The organism is Herbaspirillum sp. WTB6 (assembly GCF_057457785.1).
The window spans coordinates 424,704-446,055 of the sequence record NZ_CP176522.1 but is presented as its reverse complement, the minus strand read 5'-3'; the positions used below and the strand labels follow the sequence as shown (position 1 = coordinate 446,055).

The 21,352-nt window shown below is 61.0% G+C and carries 20 protein-coding genes; 5 read left to right on the top strand and 15 right to left on the bottom strand.

The features are described 5' to 3' along the window. Nucleotide 1 precedes the first annotated feature (1 nt). Both ACK2VC_RS02100 and dctP read right to left on the bottom strand, forming a co-directional pair. A complete protein-coding gene (locus tag ACK2VC_RS02100; RefSeq protein ID WP_486733305.1) occupies nt 2-511 on the bottom strand; it encodes a TRAP transporter small permease in 510 nt (169 codons plus the stop codon). Between the two features lie 63 nt (nt 512-574). Then, nucleotides 575-1,444 carry a TRAP transporter substrate-binding protein DctP gene (gene dctP, locus ACK2VC_RS02095; RefSeq protein WP_486731938.1) on the bottom strand — a complete coding sequence of 290 codons (870 nt, stop codon included), beginning with the start codon at nt 1,442-1,444 and terminating at the stop codon, nt 575-577. Nucleotides 1,445-1,816: 372 nt separating this feature from the next. On the opposite strand from dctP, the gene ACK2VC_RS02090 reads away from it, so the two are divergent. Then, nucleotides 1,817-2,716 (top strand): LysR family transcriptional regulator, encoded by a 900-nt coding sequence (locus ACK2VC_RS02090; RefSeq protein WP_486731937.1) that lies wholly within the window; start codon nt 1,817-1,819, stop codon nt 2,714-2,716. Nucleotides 2,717-2,874: 158 nt separating this feature from the next. On the opposite strand, the gene ACK2VC_RS02085 is transcribed toward ACK2VC_RS02090, so the two are convergent. Together ACK2VC_RS02085 and ACK2VC_RS02080 are read right to left on the bottom strand one after the other, a co-directional pair. Next, nucleotides 2,875-3,741: an isocitrate lyase/PEP mutase family protein gene (locus ACK2VC_RS02085; RefSeq protein ID WP_486733304.1), complete on the bottom strand. Its 867-nt coding sequence runs from the start codon at nt 3,739-3,741 to the stop codon at nt 2,875-2,877. 71 nt (nt 3,742-3,812) lie between these two features. Then, complete coding sequence (locus ACK2VC_RS02080; protein ID WP_486733303.1) at nt 3,813-4,565, bottom strand: maleate cis-trans isomerase family protein; 753 nt, start codon at nt 4,563-4,565, stop codon at nt 3,813-3,815. 232 nt (nt 4,566-4,797) lie between these two features. On the opposite strand from ACK2VC_RS02080, the gene ACK2VC_RS02075 reads away from it, so the two are divergent. Continuing rightward, nucleotides 4,798-5,691 (top strand): LysR substrate-binding domain-containing protein, encoded by an 894-nt coding sequence (locus ACK2VC_RS02075; RefSeq protein ID WP_486731936.1) that lies wholly within the window; start codon nt 4,798-4,800, stop codon nt 5,689-5,691. Nucleotides 5,692-5,875: 184 nt separating this feature from the next. Here ACK2VC_RS02075 and ACK2VC_RS02070 read toward each other — a convergent pair whose 3' ends face one another. The 6 genes from ACK2VC_RS02070 to kynB all read right to left on the bottom strand — a co-directional run bounded on the left by ACK2VC_RS02070 (nt 5,876) and on the right by kynB (nt 13,492). Then, the gene (locus ACK2VC_RS02070) at nt 5,876-6,643 is read right to left on the bottom strand and encodes a spermine/spermidine synthase domain-containing protein (RefSeq protein WP_486731935.1); all 768 of its coding nucleotides are present in this window, start codon (nt 6,641-6,643) and stop codon (nt 5,876-5,878) included. Nucleotides 6,644-6,740: 97 nt separating this feature from the next. Continuing rightward, the gene (gene rpoD / locus ACK2VC_RS02065; RefSeq protein ID WP_486731934.1) at nt 6,741-8,978 is read right to left on the bottom strand and encodes an RNA polymerase sigma factor RpoD; all 2,238 of its coding nucleotides are present in this window, start codon (nt 8,976-8,978) and stop codon (nt 6,741-6,743) included. 338 nt (nt 8,979-9,316) lie between these two features. Then, nucleotides 9,317-10,495, bottom strand: coding sequence for a trans-sulfuration enzyme family protein (locus ACK2VC_RS02060; RefSeq protein ID WP_486731933.1), 1,179 nt, complete (start codon nt 10,493-10,495; stop codon nt 9,317-9,319). Between the two features lie 243 nt (nt 10,496-10,738). Beyond that, nucleotides 10,739-11,584 carry a tryptophan 2,3-dioxygenase gene (gene kynA / locus ACK2VC_RS02055; RefSeq protein ID WP_486731932.1) on the bottom strand — a complete coding sequence of 282 codons (846 nt, stop codon included), beginning with the start codon at nt 11,582-11,584 and terminating at the stop codon, nt 10,739-10,741. A gap of 22 nt (nt 11,585-11,606) precedes the next feature. Then, nucleotides 11,607-12,851 carry a kynureninase gene (gene kynU / locus ACK2VC_RS02050; protein WP_486731931.1) on the bottom strand — a complete coding sequence of 415 codons (1,245 nt, stop codon included), beginning with the start codon at nt 12,849-12,851 and terminating at the stop codon, nt 11,607-11,609. Beyond that, complete coding sequence (kynB, locus tag ACK2VC_RS02045; RefSeq protein ID WP_486731930.1) at nt 12,848-13,492, bottom strand: arylformamidase; 645 nt, start codon at nt 13,490-13,492, stop codon at nt 12,848-12,850. Before kynB ends, kynU begins: the two co-directional genes overlap by 4 nt. Before the next feature lie 134 nt (nt 13,493-13,626). On the opposite strand from kynB, the gene ACK2VC_RS02040 reads away from it, so the two are divergent. Further along, the gene (locus ACK2VC_RS02040; protein WP_486731929.1) at nt 13,627-14,124 is read left to right on the top strand and encodes an Lrp/AsnC family transcriptional regulator; all 498 of its coding nucleotides are present in this window, start codon (nt 13,627-13,629) and stop codon (nt 14,122-14,124) included. Between the two features lie 52 nt (nt 14,125-14,176). Here the strand turns inward: ACK2VC_RS02040 and ACK2VC_RS02035 are convergent, their stop codons facing one another. From ACK2VC_RS02035 to ACK2VC_RS02020, 4 genes are all read right to left on the bottom strand, one after another. Then, nucleotides 14,177-14,707 carry a hypothetical protein gene (locus tag ACK2VC_RS02035; RefSeq protein ID WP_486731928.1) on the bottom strand — a complete coding sequence of 177 codons (531 nt, stop codon included), beginning with the start codon at nt 14,705-14,707 and terminating at the stop codon, nt 14,177-14,179. A gap of 234 nt (nt 14,708-14,941) precedes the next feature. Next, nucleotides 14,942-15,799: a Crp/Fnr family transcriptional regulator gene (locus ACK2VC_RS02030; RefSeq protein WP_486733302.1), complete on the bottom strand. Its 858-nt coding sequence runs from the start codon at nt 15,797-15,799 to the stop codon at nt 14,942-14,944. Between the two features lie 329 nt (nt 15,800-16,128). After that, nucleotides 16,129-16,773, bottom strand: coding sequence for a response regulator (locus tag ACK2VC_RS02025; RefSeq protein ID WP_486731927.1), 645 nt, complete (start codon nt 16,771-16,773; stop codon nt 16,129-16,131). Then, nucleotides 16,770-17,906 (bottom strand): sensor histidine kinase, encoded by a 1,137-nt coding sequence (locus tag ACK2VC_RS02020; RefSeq protein WP_486731926.1) that lies wholly within the window; start codon nt 17,904-17,906, stop codon nt 16,770-16,772. Before ACK2VC_RS02020 ends, ACK2VC_RS02025 begins: the two co-directional genes overlap by 4 nt. A 349-nt stretch (nt 17,907-18,255) precedes the next feature. Between ACK2VC_RS02020 and ACK2VC_RS02015 the strand changes: the two genes are divergently transcribed. Both ACK2VC_RS02015 and ACK2VC_RS02010 read left to right on the top strand, forming a co-directional pair. Next, a complete protein-coding gene (locus ACK2VC_RS02015; protein ID WP_486731925.1) occupies nt 18,256-18,717 on the top strand; it encodes a DUF2721 domain-containing protein in 462 nt (153 codons plus the stop codon). A 58-nt stretch (nt 18,718-18,775) separates the two neighbouring features. Next, nucleotides 18,776-19,588 carry a c-type cytochrome gene (locus ACK2VC_RS02010; protein WP_486731924.1) on the top strand — a complete coding sequence of 271 codons (813 nt, stop codon included), beginning with the start codon at nt 18,776-18,778 and terminating at the stop codon, nt 19,586-19,588. 14 nt (nt 19,589-19,602) lie between these two features. On the opposite strand, the gene ACK2VC_RS02005 is transcribed toward ACK2VC_RS02010, so the two are convergent. After that, entirely contained in the window at nt 19,603-21,273 is a 1,671-nt protein-coding gene (locus tag ACK2VC_RS02005; protein ID WP_486731923.1) for a peptide chain release factor 3, read from the bottom strand. Between the last annotated feature and the right edge of the window lie 79 nt (nt 21,274-21,352).

The following is a 21,352-nucleotide window of genomic DNA, read 5'->3' as shown; positions in this document are numbered from 1 at the left end:
GTTAAAACCCCTGGGTATTGTCGTTTTCTAAGGTTTCCCCGTTTGTAAATCGCTCCAGCGCTACCAGGGCAAGCAGAATGCCGCCGATGGGTATCAGCACATAGGGGATCCACAAGGGAAATTCGAGTAGGGATGCGGATCGATACTCTTTCTCAAAATTGGTATAGGCGGCGACCGCGCCGGCGCTAATCAGGATGGCGCAGAAAGTCAGTACGGTTAGCTGGGAGATGACGTTGGCGATCCGGCTCCAACGCCCCTTCAGCTTGACGTTCAGGGCTTCCATGCAGACGTGCCGGTTGACCTTGTGAATCCAGCCGATGGAGCACCAGGCGGCCACCAGCAGCAGATACACGCTGATCTCCATTGCATGAACACTGGGGTTGGAAAATACATAACGGCTGATGACTGCATACGTGGTGATCAGCATCAGCGCCAACAGGGCCAGCTCGGCCAGGATGATGCTGGCGCGATTGGAAAGATCGCTTGCTTTCCGGATTATTTTGGGAATCATTTGCACTTGTTCTCCTGGGTGCATCTTGCCCCGCCCACCGGAAGGGCGGGGCGGAACCATTGATTAAGGGTTTTTGGTTTTTTCGATCAATTCCAGGTAGCGCGCACCGTTGGCAACCTTGCCGGACCACTCCGTGACGGCTGGCGCGGTCAGCTTGCGCATATTCTCGATCTGGGCAGCGTCGATCTTGTGGACCTTGACGCCGTGCGATTCGTACTTGGCGAGAGCGCCCTTGACGAAGGCATCCACGCGCTCGAACTGCTCCTGATCACGTTTCTGCGCGGCGCGGCGGATGATGTCCTGAATGTCGGCCGGCAAGCTGTCCCACTTCTTCTTGTTGATCGAGAGAATCGAGGTATCGATGCCGAAGGTGGCCAGCGACAGATGCTTGCTGACCTCGTACAGGCTACGGCCCATGCCGGTCAGCAGAGGGCGTGGCGTGCCATCGATAACACCGCGGTCGAAGGCCAGATACAGTTCGGAGGATGGCATGCCGGTCGGCGAGCCGCCCAGCAATTGGATCGCGCGCGCATCCACTGCGCCGGTCGTGGCCCACACCTTGCCCTTGATGTCGGCGGCGGAGGTGATCGGGGTACGCCTGGAGTAGAACTCGTATGGATCGAACGGACCGACGCCAAGGATGACGGTGTTGTGCTTGCTGCTCAGTTCCTCGCGAATGCCGAGATCCAGCAGACCGCCGTCCAGCGCACGGCGCAAGTGGGCGACGTCCTTGAACATGAAGGGCAGGGTGAAGATATTCAGGGCTGGGACCGAACCGCTCGGATAGGTGCCGGTCATGTTGACGATATCCACGTCGCCGCGCGAGACGGCCGCCAATTCCTGATACCCGTCATACAGTTGGGCAGAGTGGAAAACCTTGATCTTGACCCGCCCCTTGCTTTCCGTTTCTACCTGCTTGACGAAGGTATCCATCGGCTTTGCCACATACTCGTAAGACGGTGGAATATAAGTCGAAAATGTGAGCTGGATCGGTGATTGAGCGGAAGCGAAATTGCTCATTCCAAAGCATGCGGTAAATGCAGCGGCCAGAAATAGGCGCTTGTTCATTGCGTGTCTCCTTGACGGGTTGGTAAAAAATTTATAAATCCGGAACCTGGGGAGCAACAGGCTCATCCGATGGTTCCGAGGGGCCGCCTATGTGTGATGGTCGATCGGATCGAATCTGTGCCGGTATTTATCTGGATCGCCCGCGACGATTTTTTATGGATCATAGAGGGCAAGGTGGGAAGCGACAATTGAACTCTTCTCAAGGTATCCTATGCGTATCGTTAAGGATAGGAAAATATGAACATAAGTCGATATGACCTCGTCTCCCTGCGGCTTTTTGCCGCTGTTGTCGAAGCCGGAAGCCTGACGGCGGGCGCCAAGGCCTCGGCGCTATCGCTGCCTGCCGTCAGCAAGCGAATCAGAGAACTGGAAGCCCTGGTTGGGGTGCGCCTATTGGATCGCTCCAAGCGCGGGGTCGTGCCTTCCGCGGCGGGGAATACGCTCTATCAGCATGCGGTGCAAGTGAATGCCGACGTTGCGCAGCTATCGCTGGCGATGAGCGACTACCGCCGCAGCATTCAGGCCCACGTCCGGGTATGGGCGAATACGTCGGCGGTTACTGGATTTCTTCCGGAATTTCTCTCCGAATTTCTGGAGGTCTGTCCAGAGGTGGCGATCGACCTTGAGGAAGTGACGAGCGAACCCCTGGTGCGCGCGGTCGAATCGGGAGCCGCGGATCTTGGGATTTTCGCTGATAACGTACCGGGTGGATCGCTGCAGACCGCGGTTTGTGATGTCGATCGGCTGGTGATCATCAGCCCGAAATCGCACCCGTTGGCAAAGCGCCGCCGAGTGACGTTTGCCGAAACCCTTGCCTACGATTTCGTCGGATTGACGAGAGGGACGGCGCTGATGCACCAGATGAACGCCGAGGCTTCGCGGCTTGGGCGGGAATTGCGCTTGCGCGTGCAAGTCCGGAGTTTCGACGCAATTTGCCAAATGGTCGCGACCGGCCTGGGATTGGGGCTACTGCCTTTGATGGCGGCCAAGGCGCACAGCAGATCGATGTCCTTGTCTCTGATCTCACTCGACGAAAGCTGGGCAATCGAACGCTCGCTGGTGGTAGGATGGCGGCAGGATGCTTCCCTCAGCCCGCATGCGCTGAAGTTCTTGGAAATGCTGCGGCAACGGGCCTGACTATCCTTTATTTTTGGTGAAGTTTGATTCAGCTAGGAATTCGCCGTAGCACGGCCCGACCGTGCTGGTGCGCGCTCCGTGTCATCAGGCGCGTTGACATGGCGAGAATATGCCTGCGCATCTCGCCACAAACTTTGCCTGTCATCCGCGCCGGGTCATCATTTGGCGTAGCGCCGTTCGAAATCCCATATCTCTTCGAATCCCATGAGCCTGGTCAAATCGGCAAAATCGTATAACGGCACGTCCGATTGTGCGGAAGAACCCTGCTCACTCAGCACGCGATACACGCCGGCCATCGCTTGAACGGCGGCGAGCAGTGCCGTGACCGGGAATATCGCGATCTTGTAGCCGAGCGATTCCAGTTCAGCCTGCGTCAGTACTGGTGTGCGACCGCGTTCGACCATGTTTGCGATCAACGGGATGTCGAAATTTTTTCCAATGGTGCGCATTTCTTCTTCCGACTCCGGCGATTCGACGAACAGGATATCGGCTCCAGCTTCAGCATAGGCTTCCGCGCGGCGTAACGCCTCATCCAGCCCATGCGCGGTACGCGCATCGGTACGGGCAATGATCAGGAAATCCGGCGAGCGGCGCGCATCCCTGGCGACCCGGATCTTGCTCACCATGTCTGCGGTTGGAATGACACGCCGGTCCGGCGTGTGACCGCATTTTTTCGGGAATTCCTGGTCTTCGAGCTGGATCGCCGCTGCACCCGCCATCTCATAACCTTGCACGGTATGCCGGACGTTGAGCAAGCCGCCGAATCCGGTATCGGCATCGGCGATCAAGGGGGTGCGGGCCATTCCGGCCATGGCGCCGACCCTGCCGACCATGTCACGATAGCTAGCCAGTCCGGCATCCGGCAATCCCAGATGCGAGGCGACCGTCCCGAACCCCGTCATGTACAGAGCATCGAAGCCAAAGGTATCGGCCAAGCGTAATGACACCATGTCATAGACGCCGGGCGCGACGATCAAACCCGGCTGCCCCAGCCGGGCTCTGAATGCAGACTTCAAATCGGACATGAATTCACTCCCTGTATTTTCTGAATGACGGCGTGCCGTCAACACCGATGATGCGGGCAAGCGCGGAACGTTCAGTATTTCCCCGACAATAGCGAACCCATGCCAGGCACTTCCGGTGTCAATCCCAGCTTCTTCAGCATCATGTAGGCTGTGCATACCGAGGACGACACCACGGGCAGACCGGTTCGGTCTTCAATCACTTGGACCGAGGGCAGCGACGGCATCTGCACGCAAGCCGAGGCGACTATGGCATCGGCACCCTTGGTGTCGAGTCGTTTGCTGATTTCGGCCGGGGCGCGGGGATCCTGGAGGCCAACCTCGAGATTGTCAGAAATTTCAAGCGATATGCTGTCGATGACCTCGATTCCTTCGTTGCCAAGGTAATCGATCACGAGCTGGGTCAGTGGCTTCATGTAGGGAGTCAGTATCGCCACCTTTTTGGCGCCCAACGTCTTGAGACCATCGACCAGCGCCCCGGCGCTGGTCACGATTGGAGCCGGACCGCCGGCTTCCGCCGTGCGTCGGTGCAGGCGCTCCTCGGACACCCGGTGGTATCCCTTGCCCATGCTCATAGTGGCGACGAGGCAGGCATAGCCGAGCACATCCATGCGGGCGTCGGCCAGTTCGATTGCGCAGCGGTCGGAATCGCGATCCATCGCCGCGAGCTCTTCCTTCGTCACTTTTTGCATGCGCATTCGGCTCGAATGAAACGTAAAGCGTTCCGGCGCCACGATTTCACGCGCCCGCAAGATGGCCGGAATCTCGGTTTCCATGGTGGTATTGGAGCTGGGGACGATCTGTCCGATGCGATATGTGCGGTTCATGATGATGTGATGGTCAATGCCTGGAAATTGGTAAGGTTCTATGCGCACCCGAGCTGCCATGGCCGGTTGCGGGTGGCGTATTCATCGGTGCGGCCGAATGCCGCTGCCGCTTGTCATCCAAAGCGGCAGCTTGGCATGGCGATTGGAAGCGTCCCAGTGTAGGCGAGACGGAATTCGCAGACCAATATATTATTGAGTCCAATTAATATCTTTAATATATAAAAAGTTTGACATGGAATTACGTCATCTGCGTTACTTCGTCGCGCTTGCCGAAGAATTGAGCTTCACCCGGGCGGCGCAACGCGTCCATATTTCCCAACCGCCGTTCAGCATGCAGATCGCTCAACTGGAAGAGGAGATCGGCGTCAGTCTGCTGCTTCGCAGCAGTCGCCATGTCGAGCTGACGCCGGCCGGACGTGCTTTCCTGCACGATGCGCGCGCCATACTGGAACAGGTGGACGCTGCGGGAATGAGGGCGCGTGCCATCGGAACCGGCAGCGCGGGGCGCATCGAAATCGGTTTGGCCGGCTCCCATTTCCTCGGACCGCTGCCGCGGATGATTTCAGCTTATATGCAGCGCTATCCCGACGTTGCAGTAGTCCTGCATGAACTCAAGCCCGCCACCCAGATTGAACAACTGCGCAACCGGCGTATCGATCTGAGCGTGTCGCGCACGCCGATCAACGATGCGCAGCTGAGCAGCATCCTATTGTGGGACGACCCGATGCTGGTAGCCTTGCCGCGCAACCATGCATTGAGCCGGCGCCGCCGTCTTCGCCTGCAGGACTTGCGCGACGAGCAATTTGTCATGCTGCGGCTGGATTCGTCTACCTACGCCCAGCACATGGTCGACTGTTGTGTGCAGGCCGGCTTTGCGCCGCAAATTGTGCAAACGGTATCCGAGGTGCCGGCAGTCGCCAGTCTGGTGGCGGCAGGTATCGGCGTCGGTTTGATTCCGCAATCGGTGAAACATCTTTATGCCGATTTGATCGCGGCTGTCCCTTTGGGCCGCGATGCACCAAAGTCAGGGGTGTATGCGGTCCGGCGACACGAGGAAAGTTCCGGCGTGGTTGGAGAATTCTTACGCATGATGGCGCATGCCGGGACGGAGGAGGAGTGGCCTTAGAACTTCGGCTGGAGGTGTCGATAAATGCGCGGTCACCACGCAGGTACGGTGCGTTCCGTCTCAGGAGGGAGCAGCATGCAGTTGGTGGGGCGGCGGTTCGGCCGGGAAGCGTTCGGGTTTCTCGAAACTGGCCGGCGTATTTGTCGGATGTCTGACGCCTAACCTCTGCCTGTCCAGGCGGAGTTCAGGAAGGTGAACTGGGCGTTTGTTGGTGCATCCAGGCCTTCAGTCCGTTCACCCATGATTTTGCCGGCAAGTTCATCCTGAGCCGGATGTTCGCGGCGCGCTGGTACAGCATGTCGAATTCGATTTCCGGTGCACGCTTGAAGGCGATGGCGACGACGTTGGCGTCGTGGACCATCGGCAGCCAAGCGACGGCATCGAACGCCTGTTCCATCGCGTGCAAATTCTTTTCGTAGTTGACGAAGTCGCCGAACAGATTGGTGGTCAGGATGCCGTCCGCCGTCAGGCAAGCGGCGCAGGCCTGATAGAATTCGGGCGTATCCAATACCGGCCCGCGTGCTTCGGCGTCGTACAAGTCGACTTGCAGCACGTCGACGCTGTCCTGGTGTGCCGGGTCCAGCACATAGTCGAGCGCGTCCATCTCGAGCACGCTGAGCCGGGCATCGTTCGGGGGCAGCGCAAACGTGGAGCGGCAGAGCGCGATCACGGCGGGGTTGAGTTCGATTGCCGTCACCCGCGCGCCAGGAAAGTGGCGATAGCAGAATTTGGTGAGCGCGCCGGTGCCCAGGCCGAGCTGGACGATGTGCCGCGGCTGTTGATTGAACAGCGTCCACATCATCATCTGCCGCACATACTCGATCTCGATCGCGTCCGGCTTGGCGATGCGCATCGCGCCCTGGATCCATTCGGTGCCAAGGTGCAGGTAGAGCACGCCCTCGTGCTCCGATACGGTCACTGGGGGTAGTTCGGGCGCGTCTGCCGTGCGCATGGTTTCGTTAGCCGGCGAACCGCCGCCAGCGACGGTTGTTGCTGATCCGTCGCTGGCTGGCACGGGTGTCGGGCCGGTGGTGCCGATCAGCAGGGCGCTACGCCCTGGCCTGGCGGAAATCCTCCAGCCGTTCGGAGCGCGAGGGGTGGCGCAGCTTGCGCAGCGCCTTGGCTTCGATCTGGCGAATCCGCTCGCGCGTGACGTCGAACTGGTTGCCGACTTCTTCCAGTGTCTGTTCGGTGGAGGTGTCCATGCCGAAGCGCATGCGGATGATCTTGGCCTCGCGTGGCGTCAGCGAATCCAGCAATTCCTTGATCACATCGCGCATTGCCGTTTGCACGGCAGCTTCGTCCGGTCCCAGCGCGTCGCTGTCCTGGATCAGGTCGCCCAGCGACATGTCGCCGTCCTCGCCGACCGGGGTTTCCATCGAAATCGGTTCGCGCGCCACTTTCATGATCGCTTTCACCTTGTTTTCCGGCATTTCCATCCTGGCGGCCAGGGTCGCCATGTCCGGATCGGAGCCAGTTTGCTGCAGAATTTCGCGCGAAATGCGGTTCAGCTTGTTGATCGATTCGATCATGTGTACCGGTACGCGAATCGTGCGGCCGAGGTCGGCGATGGCGCGCGTGATCGCTTGCCGGATCCACCATGTGGCGTAGGTCGAAAACTTGAAGCCGCGCCGGTATTCGAACTTGTCCACAGCCTTCATCAGGCCGATGTTGCCTTCCTGGATCAAATCCAGGAATTGCAGGCCACGGTTGACGTATTTCTTGGCGATCGAGATCACCAGGCGCAAGTTGGCCCGCGTCATGTCGTGTTTGGCGTTGCGCGCGCGCGCTTCGCCGGCCACCATCCGGCGGTTGATGTTGCGCAGATCCGGCAGCGAGAGGGCGATTTTCGCCTGCAGTTCGATCAACTCCCGCTGCGCATCCTTGATTGCCGGTGCATGCCGCTGCAGCGCCGGGCTGTCGTTGCGCTTGCAGGCGATTTCGCGCTCGACCCAGTCGAGATCGATTTCATTCCCCGGAAAGGTCTGGATGAAGCGCTCGCGCGGCATGCGGCAGGCGTTGACCGCGATGTCCAGAATTCTGCGTTCGATGGCGCGCACCGACTCGACTTGATTGCGCACCGTGTCGCACAGGTTCTCGATGGCTTTCGCGGTAAAGCGAATGCCCATCAATTCCTCGACTACCGCCTCATGGGCCGCAACATACGGCGCCGACTGGTAGCCGTGAACGTCGTAGGCCTTGCCCATCTTGTCGAAATGCGCAGCGACCCGCCGGAATTTTTGCAGCGCCAGCGTCTGCAACTGCTCGGTGTAGGCGGACAGATCGGTAGCGACGAGCGGGACCTCTTCCTCGTCATCGGCATCGATTTCCTCGTCTTCCTCTTCTGCGTCGCCGGCCCGGGCCCGCGCCTCGGCGGCACGGCTGGCAGCCAGCGCCGCGGCCGCGGGCGCTTCAGGTTCCGGCAAATCGTGCAGGGCGTCGACCAGGTCGCCGATTTTCATCTCGCCGCGCGCGATCCTGGCGGCGCTGTCGATGATTTCGGCGATCGTCGCCGGGCAGGCGCAAATCGCCTGCATCATCTCGTTTTGTCCGGCCTCGATCCGCTTGGCGATCTCGACTTCGCCTTCGCGTGTCAGCAGCGGCGAAACACCCATTTCGCGCATATACAGGCGCACCGGGTCGGTCGAGCGGCCGAAGTCGGCCGACGTGGTCGCCAGCACCGCTTCCGCCGCTGCTTCGACCACGTCGTCGGAGGTGTTGTGAACGGCATTGGTGTCGGCGCTGTTGGTGAGCAGGGAGTCGACGTCGGGCGCGCGTTCGTAGATCGCGATGCCGATGTCGTTCAAGGCCGCGGTCAGCCGCTCCAGGTCGTCCGGTTCGGTGGCGTTTTCGGCAAGATGGTCGCTGATTTCGGCATGCGTCAAAAAGCCGCGGTCGCGGGCCGCCAGCATCAACGCAGCGATCTGCTGGCGACGCTGCTCGTGCAGGTCTTCTTCCGACAAGCCGTTGGCAGAGGCGGCCTGCTGGGTCGCCGCGTGCTTGCGGTTCTTGACCGCCTTCAGTTCCGCGCGCTCGATCGCGTTCAATGCGGTTACTTCATCGTCTTCCGGCTGGAACTCGGTCGGACGGCGGCCGCGGCGGCCCGGCACCTTGGTGCCCGGCATCGCGTAGCCGGACGTATCTATTCCGGCAAGAATGGCAGCGTCGGTAATCCGTGTCACCTCGGGAACCTTGTCCATCCTGATGACGGTCGCCGACGATTCGGCGCGCGCGACCGCTCCGTTGGCCGATGCGTTGCGACTGGTTTGTGGTTTGACGTTGGACATGAGCGCCCTTTCCTGGATCGAGAATGAAGAGTTCGTGACAGCGGCAATACGGGCAAGCGCCATGCGGGCCGCATGGCCCAGGCGATTGTTGCTCCGTGGTAAATTTCAGTGCTGACCGTGGTTCGGCCAATTGACGACGCGGTACGCAAACGAGAGATGCTTTGCCGCGCAGCGGAACCCCTGGCGAAGTTGATCTGGAATCACCCTAAGCGGTTTTGCGGCTGGTTGAACAACAAAAAATTATAGCATTGCAGCGCAACAAAAGCTAGCCTGAATCCGTTTTTCGTGATATTGGCGCTGTCCGCGCAGGCGCGTGGCGGAAACCGGGTCGGCCGCTTTCAGCCAATCATGGCCAGCGCCCGGGTCATGTCCCGTTGCAAGTCGTCGGCATCCTCGATGCCGACGGAAAAGCGGATCATGCCGTCGGTCACGCCCTGGCGCTGCCGGATTTCCGGCGCGATACCGCGATGGGTGGTGCTGGCCGGATGGCAGGCCAGCGAATCGGTGTCGCCGATCGATACCGCTTGGGTAATCAGTTGCAAATTGTCCAGCAGCGTGCGGGCGGCGGCCAGGCCGCCCGCCATGTCGCAGGACAGGATGCCGCCGAAAGCGCGCATCTGGCGCGCCGCCACGGCATGATTCGGGTGGTCGGGCAGACCGGGATAATAGACGCGGGCGATTTCCGGCCGCTGCTGCAGGAATTGTGCCAATTGCAGCGCATTTTGCGACGATTGCTCGACCCGCAGCGCCAGGGTCTTGGCGCCGCGGATGAACAGATAGGCGTCCTGCGGGCTCATGCAGGCGCCGATCTGTTTCATGCCGACGTGGCGAATCGGCTGCAAATGTCTGCTGGCGCCGGTGATGATGCCGCCGGTGGCGTCGCCGTGGCCGCCAATGTACTTGGTGGCAGAGTGCAGCGAGAGGTCGATCCCGAGCGTGATTGGTTGCGTCAGGATTGGTGTGGCAAAGGTGTTGTCGGCGACGCTCAGCAAGCCGTTTTTCCGCCCGATTTCGGCGACCAGCGCCAGGTCGACGATACCCAGCGTCGGATTCATCGGTGTTTCCACGTAAATCATGCGGCTGCGCGGGGTGATGGCGGCGGGCAGCGCATCGGCGCTGGCGACTTCGATGGCGCGGATGCCGAAGCGCGGCAGCAAGTCGCGCAGTTGCGCTTCCGTGCCGCCGTAGAGCGGGCCGACGAATAGGATTTCGTCGCCGGGATTCAGCAAGGCCAGCAGCAGCGAGCTGATGGCGCCGGTGCCGCTGGAAAAGGCGATCGCCGCTTCGGCTTGCTCCAGCGCGGCGATCTTGTTTTCCAGCATGGCGACGGTCGGATTGGCCATGCGGCTGTAGACATAGCCAGGTGTTTCCCCGGCAAAAATCTGCGCGCCACGCTCGAACGAGCCGTAGGCAAAGGTCGAAGTCTGGTAAATCGGCGCGGCCAGGCAGCCGTATTGCGGATCGGGATGCTGGCCGGCATGCACGGCCAGCGTGCGCAGTTTGCGGGAGTCGCTCATGACGGGGTTTCTTGTCTGTTTTTGGAAGAGGCGCCGGCCGTGCGGCGGAGCGGGGCGCACGCCGATTGTAGCGCGCGCGGCCGGCGGCCGCATTTGTCGGCGGCGCGGGCAGGGGGCGCCGGGCGGACGCGACAAACGCTTCGGATAATCCGCTGTTTTGTGCTCATATGGCAACAAAACTTGGAGTATGTCAAATATTCATAATGATATAGACCGGAAAAAATCCTAATATGTAGGAGTATGTTAGAGCGCGGTGCGCAGGGAGAACAGTTCAGGAAACAGCACCACCTCCAGCATCTTCTTCAGGTAGCTGACGCCGGCAGTACCACCGGTGCCGCTCTTGAAGCCGATGATGCGCTCGACCGTGGTGACATGGCGAAAGCGCCAGGTACGGAACGCGGTTTCCAGATCGACCAGTTTTTCCGCCAGTTCATACAGCGCCCAGTGCCGCGCCGGATCGCGATAGACGGCCAGCCAGGCGGCCTGCACCGAGTCATTGCGGGTAGTGGGTTGGGTCCAGTCCGGTCCCAGGCGCGCGGCGTCGATCGCGAAACCCTGGCGCGCCATCAGCAGGATCGCTTCGTCGTAGATCGATGGCATGCGTAACATGGCATCGAGGCGGGCATGGGCTTCCGGCGCCGATGCGTGCACCGCCAGCAGGGCGGCGTTCTTGTTGCCGAGGATGAACTCGATTTCGCGGTATTGCGCCGACTGGAAGCCGGACGAGCTGCCAAGATAGGGGCGGATCGCCGAATATTCGGGCGGCGTCATGGTCGCCAGCACATCCCAGGCGTGTACCAGTTGGTCCATGATGCGCGCCACCCGCGCCAGCATCTTGAATGCAGGCGAGAGTTCGCCAAGGCGCAAGTTTTCGCGCACCGCGTGCAGCTCGTGCAGCATCAGCTTCATCCACAATTCGCTGGTCTGATGCTGGATGATGAACAGCATTTCGTTGTGGTTCGGCGAGCGCGGGTGCTGGGCTGAGAGCACCTGATCCAGCGCCAGGTAGTCGCCATAGCTCATGGACTGGCTGAAATCCATTTTGGCGTCGTGCCAATTGGCGGGTGCGTCTTGTTCTTTGGCTTCCATACGTTGCTCCTTGGTAGCGGGTTCAGGTCACGCTGGCGCGCGCTGCGCCGAGGTCGTAGCGCCGGTGGTCGAGGATGTCGGCCAGGATATCGACCGCATCCCAGACGTCGACGAAGCGGGTGTACAGCGGGGTAAAGCCGAAGCGCATGATTTCCGGTTCGCGGTAGTCGCCGATCACGCCGCGCGCAATCAGCGCCTGCATCACCGCATAGCCGTGCGGATGGCTGAAGCTGACCTGGCTGCCGCGCTGCTCGGATGCGCGCGGCGTTTCCAGGCGCAGCGGATGGGTTGCGCAGCGCGCTTCCACCAGCTCGATGAAGAGGCTGGTCAGGGCCAGCGATTTGGCGCGCACCTGGGCCATCGTGGTGCGTCCGAACAGGGCGAGCCCGCATTCGGCCAAGGCCAGCGAGACGATCGGCTGCGTGCCGCACAGCGCGCGGCGGATGCCGGGCGCCGGCTGGAATTCAGGCTGCATCGCGAACGGCGCGGCATGACCCCACCAGCCGGACAGCGGCTGCCGGAAATCCGCCTGATGCCGCCGCGCCACCCACAAAAAGGCCGGCGCGCCGGGGCCGCCGTTCAGGTACTTGTAGGTGCAGCCGACCGCGAAATCGGCGTCGGCTCGTGTCAGATCGACCGGCAGTGCGCCGGCTGAATGCGCCAGGTCCCATAGCGCCAGCGCGCCCTTGGCATGGATCTGCTCGGTCAGTTGCCGCATGTCGTGCAGGTAGCCGGTACGGTAGTTGACGTGGGTCAGCATCACCACCGCGACGCTGTCGTCGATCGCGTTCGCCAGTTCGTCGGGCGTATCGGCCAGGCGCAGCGCATAGCCGCGATCAAGCCAGGCCGCCAGGCCTTGGGCGATGTAGAGATCGGTCGGGAAATTGGCGCGTTCGCTGACGATCACCCGGCGCGCCGGCGATATCCTTTGCTGGATGTGCAGCGCCGCCGCCAGCGTCTTGAACAGGTTGATCGAGGTCGAATCGGTGACCACCACCTCGTCCGGGCCGGCGCCGATCAGTGGCGCCAGCAGGTTGCCCAGCCGCGCCGGCAGCTCGAACCAACCGGCCTGGTTCCAGCTGCGGATCAGGTCGTGTCCCCATTCTTCTGCGATCACCTGCTGGGCGCGCGCCAGCGCCGCCTTGGGGCAGGCACCGAGCGAATTGCCGTCTAGGTAAACCACGCCGTCCGGCAAATCGAATTCGGCGCGCAACGGCGCCAGCGCGTCGTCCCGGTCGAGTGCCAGGCAGTCGCTGCGTGAGGTCATTCCATGTTCCTTTCGGGTAGTGTTCGTAGAATGGCGCGCACCGGGCTGGCGTCCATGTCTTTCAACTTCAGCGGCAGCGCGATCAACTCGTAGTCGCCTTCCGGCACCGCATCCAGCACGATGCCTTCGAGGATCGCCATGCAGGCTGCGCGCACCGCGTGGTGCGCATCCATGCTTTTCGAATCCTGCGGGTCAAGCGAAGGCGTATCGATGCCGATCAACCGCACGCCGTTGGACGCCAGCAGCGCGATGGTATCCGCAGCGACGCTGGAAAATGCGGGATTCCATCGGTCTATTGCCGTTTGTCGGCAGGTACGCAGCAGCACGCGCGGCGGCGTTCCTTGCAGTGCGTGCGCGAGGTGGCGCGGCTCGACCCGGGCGACATCCAGACAATGGATTACCCGGCACGGACCGAGGTAGGCATCCAGTGCCACCACATCGATTGCAGCGCCGCCGGCCTGGTAGTGGGAAGGCGCGTCGCAGTGCGCACCGGTGTGCGTGGAGAGCGTAATGCGACTGACCTGCACCGGGCAATCCGGTCCCATCTGCCAGGTGGTTTCACTGTGAAACGGCGTGTCGCCCGGCCATACCGGCGTGGTTGCCGAAAGTAGCGGACTGATATCCCACAAGATGGCTGACATAGGCAAGGGCGGAAGAAAATATGAAAATTATTTTAATTCGAAATTGTTGAATTTATATTGCATAATCACCTTTGATATCCAGGAAGATGGCATTTAGTTCCAGATTTAACCTTGAAAATGGGTAAATATTCGATATGAAGATGGATCTTACGGATTTCAGGATTCTGGCACTGCTGCAGGAGAACGGCCGCATCAGCAACCTGGAACTGGCGGAGAAGGCATTTCTGTCGCCGTCTTCCTGTTTGCGGCGGGTGAAGATGCTGGAGGAGAGCGGCGTCATCCGCCGCTATAGCGCGGTGCTGAATCCGGACTTGCTTGGGCTGGAGGTCGATGCCTTCGTGCAGGTGACGATGCGGCGCGATGTCGAACGCTGGCACGAGAACTTCACGGCAGCCTTGCGCAGTTGGCCGGAAGTGGTCGGTACCTACATTGTCACCGGCGATGCCAATTATCTGCTGCGGGTGCGGGCTCGCAATCTGAAGCATTACTCGGGCTTCGTGCTGGAGAAGTTATACAAGGCATCCGGCGTCCAGGACATTCGTTCCAACATCGTGCTGCAGGTGATCAAGGACACCAGTGCGATTGCGCCCGAGCTTTTTGCCGCCACTGATGGCGGCCCCGCAATCTTGTAAGTGGCGATCCCGCTGGCGCGGCAGCGCGATGCCCGGAGTCGTCGCGCTGCTTCTATCCGGAGACGCCGCACCGGTGACAGCGCAAATGTTTCTGCAGAAATTCCGGCACATTGAGGTCGGTACCGGCGGTGGAGTAGCTCCAGGCGCCATCCTTGCGGCTCAGTCGCCGCAGGCGCCTGGATTTGATATTCAACGCATTGACCGGAAGATTCTGACCCTGGTAGGCGGCCAGCTCGGCATCGATGGCGGGGTCGTTCTTGAAGAACAGCCATTCGGAAATGAACTCGAACTGGATGCGCTCCAATTCGTGGCGGATGGTTTCCGGCAGCGGGCAGCGGCTGCGGCTGCGGGTGGGCGGGTAATCGGCGATCCACGGGCCGTAGACGTCGCCATACAGGCTGCGATGGAGGACTGTGGCACGCTTGGCGTAAAAATTTTCCGCCATGAAGAATGCCGCGCAAAACCGGCGCTGGCTACTGCTACCGTACCAGCCAAAGATGTCTGCTTCCGCTTCGACGTAAAACAGTGCCGAAACCAGCCCTGCATTTTCGGGTAAAAACGAAATGTGAATTTTTGGCTGCATGCATACCCGTCGGCATGGCGCGCACCATGCCAAACGCATCCACAAACGCGGTTGGCGAAAAAGGCTTCGGGCGAAGGCGCCGGGAGTGCCGCACTCCGGCGCAAATCCAAGTCGAACCACTTCGCCGTACTGAACTGGAGGAAAATATCCCACCTCGTGTCTGGTAGACATGTTGCGGGCGCGCTAGTTCAGCCAATGCTACGCCGCACGCGGCTTGCCGTTGCCGCGCCGTCATTAGGCAGCCGATAGTGGAGCCCAATTGCTGTCGGCGACCGCACCGGACTGTTTCAGCTTCCTGGAGGCGATCTGCTTGGCGCGCGAACTGGAGGGAGGGAGGCGGCGCAGGGATTTCAGGGCCTCGACATCATTGATCCCGATCGAGCGCTGGTCGACATTGATCAAGCCGATTTCATTGAAGGCCGACAGCGTGCGGCTCACCGTTTCGAGGGTTAGGCCAAGATAGCTGCCGATTTCATGGCGGGTCATGCGCAGGTTGAAAAATTTGCTGGAATAGCCCATCTCGGCAAAGCGCACCGACAGCGACACCAGGAAGCGCGCCACCCTGGCTTCGGCGCTGAGCGCGCCCAGCATGCTGACCATCGCCTGCTCGCGCACCAGCTCGCGGCTCATGACGCCGTACATTGCCGGCTCCAGGTCGGCATGCACGCGCCCGAGCGCCGTCAATCTCTTGAACGGCAGAATGATCAAGTCGCAGTTGGAGAGCGCCACCGCTTCCGAGGCATGACGCCGGGTATGGATGCCATCGACGCCGAGCAGGTCGCCGCGCATCGGGAAGCTGAGTACTTGTTCATTGCCGTATTCGTCGATCAGGACGGTTTTCAAAAAGCCTGAATACACGATGTAGAGAGTGTCGAATGGCTGACCGATGGTGTGCACCCGTTGCCCGGTCTTGAACTGCACGTGCTGGAAAAGCCGCTCGTCGTCGGTGATCGGGCAGGTGGCAGAAATGCGCAACAGCTCGCACACTTCCTTCAGGCTCGACCAGAGTTTTCCTTGTCGCTGCCAGCCCGCATCCAGGGGGGAGACATGCTGCGACGGCGGGGTGGCGGCTTTCGGTTCAGGCGTTTGCATGGACAACATATCGATCTCCTGTTTCAAGATGATCGGGTGGCAGCCTCGTAAAGCTTGCCATCCGAATGGTGTACGGTCGCTTGTACGTTGTTGTGTGACCTTCGCTCCGATCGAGACTCAGGTACGCTCCCGGCCGGCAGCTACGAGCGCAAAGGTTTTCAAGGCCTTGATCGGTGCGCGCCATGTTGTCGATCCGGGTTGATATTATTGCAATAGTTTTAACCCATCACAATAAGCGCACACTGAATGTGGAGGTGGGCAGATACCGCTCGGTTGTAGGATTCGGCCTACAAAAAATATCCGCCTGGCAGATGTGGAATGCCGGAAAATCAGTTTTTCAGCGGGCCCAGCAGATGGTGGGCAACCGCATACTGCACTAGTTGCGCCAGCGAAGGCACTCCCATTTTTTGCAGGATGCGCGCCTTGTGGGTGCTCACGGTTTTGGCGCTCAAATGAAGCTGGGTGGCAATCTCGGAGATCGACTTGCCGCACACCAGTTGCGTAAAAACTTCGAATTCGCGATCGGACAACTGCTGGTGCGGAAACACCTGATGGGCCGGCATCGATTCCATCGCCAGTTGCTCGGCTACCTCTTCGCTAATGTAGGGGCGGCCGGAAGCCACCTTGTGGATCGCGGTCACCAACTGCGTCCCGGCGCTCTCCTTGGTCAGGTAACCGCGCGCGCCGGCGCGGATGCTGCGCACCGCATATTGCTCTTCCTCATGCATGGTCAGAACCAGCATCGGCAGCTTGGGGGCTTCGCCGTTGATCTGGCGAATCAGGTCGACGCCGCTGCGGCCGGGCATCGACAAATCCAGCAGCAGGACATCGAAACCGCCTTTGCGTACCTGTGCCAGCGCTTCGAAGCCGTTGACCGCTTCGCCCACCACTTTGATTTCCTCCACGCCTTCCAGAATGCGCTTCAGTCCTTCACGCATGATGGTGTGGTCGTCGGCAATCACAATGCGTATCATGCTGCTTCCCCGATGGTCGGCTCGAGCGGGATCGATGCGTGAATTTCGACGCCGGACGGTTGGACGTTGACGATCTCGATCTTGCCGCCGAGCGAAACAACCCGCTGCTGCATCGCGATCAGGCCGAAGCAGCCAGGCTTGTGGCGGCTGTTGGGTGCCATGCCGCAGCCATTGTCGCGCAGCAGAACGTGCAAGTTGTCATCGGCGCGCCAGAGCGCAAGATTGACATGGCTGGCGCCGGCGTGCCGTTCGATGTTCAGCAGGCCTTCCTGGACCACGCGGAAAATTACCGATCCATACGGATCGCCGATGGCCGTCAGTTCGCCGCTTTGCAGCGAGCAGCGGATGCCGGTTTTTTTCTGAAAGCGATCGCTGGCCCATTTCAGCGCCGCCACCAGCCCGAAATCGTCCAGCAGCGGCGGGCGCAGCGCCGAGGCGATGCTCTTGGTGCGGACGATAATGCTATCGAGCACCGTTTGCATGTGTGCCACGCGCGCCTGGAACTGCGCGCCGGTGTCCTCGCAGCCATTTTGCAGCCAGTCCAGGTCCAGCTTCAGCACGCTCAGGTTCTGTCCCAGGTCGTCGTACAGCTCGCGCGAAAAACGCCGCCGCTCCACTTCATTGGCCTGATGGCTCGAAACGCTCAGCCTGCGCAGCAAGTTGGGTGCCAGGGCCGGCATTTCGCCGGCCGCCAGATTGCGCGTCTTTTCGCGCAACACGAATGCCAGGAAAGGCTCTCCTTCGGTGGTTAGCGCGGAGATGCTGGCGTCGAGCAAAAATTCCTCGCCGTCGGCGCGCACGCCCTGCAGTTCCAGCTTGATGCGGGCCTCGGTTTCCGCCCCGCCGGGCGCCAGGCAGGCACCGATTTGCGGTGAGTAATCGGCTTGCGACAGGATCGAAAACAGCACGTCCAGCGGCTTGCCGATCAGGCGCTTGGCCGGGTAGCCGAACATGCGCTCCGTTTCGCGATTCAGCAACACGATCCGGCGCCCGGCATCGGCCACCACCATGCCGTCCATGGCTGAATGGAAGCTGGACAATAGCCAGGCGCTGACCTTGTGCGCCGACGCCGGCGCCAGCGAAGACGGCGCAAACGCTTGCTGAATGGCGCTGGGTTCCGATTGATCACTCATGGGGACATCGCTTCCCGGGAAGGAGATTCGTGTGCGGAAAACCTGTTCAGAAGCTTAGCATTTTTGCCACTCGGCAGAAATGGTAAGCAGGAAGAAATCCGAAAAGGGATTCCGCACTCGTGCGGTTAGTGTAAATCATGGGAGTATGCTTCGATTAGCGGCGATTCCGATTGAATGCAAAGCGCGTGTGAAAATACTGTAACCGGTATATCCCGGATAAAATGACTTGGCGAGCATCATGTTGTCGCCCTGCGGCGAGGGCCGCTGCTACACTGGCGTCGCGCGCGGCTTCATGCGGGATGGGCTGGCGTGAAACACCAAATTCGTTCTGACCCGGGAGCCTGGTTGTATGGAAATCCAGATCGGTGATATCGGCCATATCATCCAGTTGGCGATTGCGCCGGTTTTTCTGCTGACCGGTGTCGGCGCGACGCTCTCGGTCCTGACCAACCGCCTGGCGCGCATCATCGACCGCTCGCGTGTGGTGCAGGAAAAAATGGGTATTGGCAGCGATGCCGAACGGCTCGAGGCGCGCGGCGAACTCGATGTCCTCTACCGCCGCGCCCACCTGATCAGCCGCGCGATCACCCTGAGCACCGGCTGCGCCTTGCTGATTTGTCTGGTGATCGTGGCGCTGTTCGTCGGTGACCTGCTGGTGCTGAAGATGTCGCGCCTGATCGCCGGATTGTTCATCGTGGCGATGCTGGCGCTGATTGGCAGCTACGTCTACCTGTTGCGCGAAATCCTGATTGCGACCAGTACCATGTGGATGCACAAATTGGTGCTCGCGGAACGAAAAAGGGAATCCTGAAATGACGTGTGAACCATCCGGCTCTGCCGGCAGAGCCGTTCGTAGCAGCGCGCAGCGATTGCTGGCAACACTGTTGTTGCTACTGGCCGGCCTGGGCGCCGGGTTGGCCCTGGCCGCCGAGCCGATGCTGGAGATCGCGCACCACGACCAGGTACGGCGCTACAGCCGGGCCGAGTTGCTGGCCCATCCCGCGCTGCGCCGGATCGAGGTGGCAGCCGATGTCGCCTACCAGCGGCCGATGCAGTTTCGCGCGATTCCACTGCCGGCCTTGCTGGCGCGGTTGGGTAATATCGAAAGCGTGAAATTTTCCGCCACCGACGGCTTTGCCGCCACCATCCCCGCCAGCCTGCTGCAGGGCAGTCGGGAGACGCAGGCCTGGCTGGCGATCGAAGCGGAAGATGCGCCATGGCCGCCGTTGAAACCGGGCGCACCCAGCGCCGGGCCGTTCTACCTGGTCTGGACCGCACCGGAAAAAATGGGCATTTCACCCGAACAATGGCCGTACCAGATTGCCCGCATCGACGACAGTCAGCCGCTGGCCGTGCGCTTTCCGCAAATGTTGCCACAACGTGCGCTGGCCCAGGATGGGCCGGAATGGCGCGGCTTGCGGTCCTATACTGTGCATTGCGCGGCCTGCCACCAGATCAACGGCGGCGGCGATGCCACGCTCGGCCCGGATCTGAACCGGCCTTTCAGCCCGCTTGAGTACTTCCAGGAACCATTCCTGCGCCGCCTGATCCGCGATCCGGCGGCGGTGCGCACCTGGCCGCAGCGTCACATGCCGGGATTTTCGCAGCAGGTGTTGTCCGAGGCTGCGCTGGACGATCTGCTCGCGTATTTGCGTCATATGGCGGCGCAGCGCGCGCCTTGAGGCGGTGACGGCGCTCAGGCGATCCTGACCGCGTGCTCGCGGGTGGCGTGGAAAGTGATCTTCGGCCAGCGTTCCTGCGTCAGTTTCAGGTTGACGCCGGAAGTCGCCAGGTAGGCCAGGTTGCCGGCGGCGTCGTGCGCCAGTTGATGGCCGGCCGAGGATTTCTCGAAATCGGCCAGCATCCGCTTGTCGTCGCAGGAAACCCAGCGCGCGCTACTGATGGAAGCGCCTTCGAATACGGCATCGACGCCGTATTCGTTCAGCAAACGGCTGGCGACCACTTCGAACTGCAGCACGCCGACCGCGCCCAGGATCAGGTCGCTGTTGTTGATCGGCTTGAACACCTGCACCGCGCCTTCCTCGCCCAGCTGTTGCAAACCCTTGTGCAGCTGCTTGATCTTGAGCGGATTGCGGATGCGCACGACGCGGAAAAAGTCCGGCGCGAAGTAGGGGATGCCGGTGAACTGCAGGAATTCGCCCTCGGAAAAGCTGTCGCCGATCTGCATGTTGCCGTGGTTTGGCAGGCCAATGATGTCGCCGGCGTAGGCTTCCTCCACCTGTTCGCGGCTGGAGGCCATGAAGGTGACGACGGAAGACACCTTGATCTCGCGGTTCAGGCGCAAATGCTTGATCTTCATGCCGCGCTCGAAATGGCCGGAACAGACGCGCAGGAAGGCGATACGGTCGCGGTGCGCCGGGTCCATGTTGGCCTGGATCTTGAACACGAAGCCGGAAAAGCGCGGTTCGGCCGGCGCCACCGCGCGTACCGTGGCATCGCGCTCGCGCGGCGCCGGCGCCCAGTCGATCAGGGCGTTCAGGATTTCGCGGACGCCGAAATTGTTGATCGCGGAGCCGAAAAACACCGGCGTCTGGGTGCCGGCCAGGTAGGCCTCCAGGTTGAATGGGTGCGAGGCGCCATGCACCAGTTCGACCTCGGTTTTCAATTGCTCGATCTCGCGCGGAAACATCGCGGCCAGGCGCGGGTTGTCGATGCCCTGGATGACTTCGAACTCCTGGTCGGCATGCGCATCGCCGGCCGCAAACAGGAGGATTTCGTCGCGCAGCAGGTGGTACACGCCGCGAAACGACTTGCCCATGCCGATCGGCCAGGTGACCGGAGCGCATTCGATTTTCAGCACCGATTCGACTTCGTCCAGCAGTTCCAGCGGATCGCGGGTTTCGCGGTCCATCTTGTTCATGAAGGTGATGATCGGCGTGTTGCGCATGCGGCAAACATTCAGCAGCTTGATGGTCTGCTCCTCGACGCCCTTGGCGGCGTCGATCACCATCAGCGCCGAATCGACCGCGGTCAGTACGCGGTAGGTATCTTCCGAAAAATCCTGGTGGCCCGGCGTATCAAGCAGGTTGACCACATGCTCGCGGTATTCGAACTGCATCACCGAGCTGGCAACCGAAATGCCGCGCTGCTTTTCGATGTCCATCCAGTCCGATGTGGCGTGACGGCCGCTCTTGCGGCCCTTGACGGTGCCCGCCAACTGGATCGCGCCGGAGAACAGCAGCAGCTTTTCGGTCAGCGTGGTCTTGCCGGCGTCCGGGTGGGAAATGATGCCGAAGGTGCGGCGCCGCGCCACTTCGCGGGCGGTGTCGGCGCGCGGCGCGATATCGGCGGAGATGGTCTGCGCCATCGTGCCGGCGTCGGAAAGTTCGGGGGTGTGTTCGTGCATGGAAGCTCGTTCAAGCGAATTCGGCCGCTTGCCTTTAAACGACAAAGGGTTAGACCTGGTCTAACCCTTGATTGGTTGG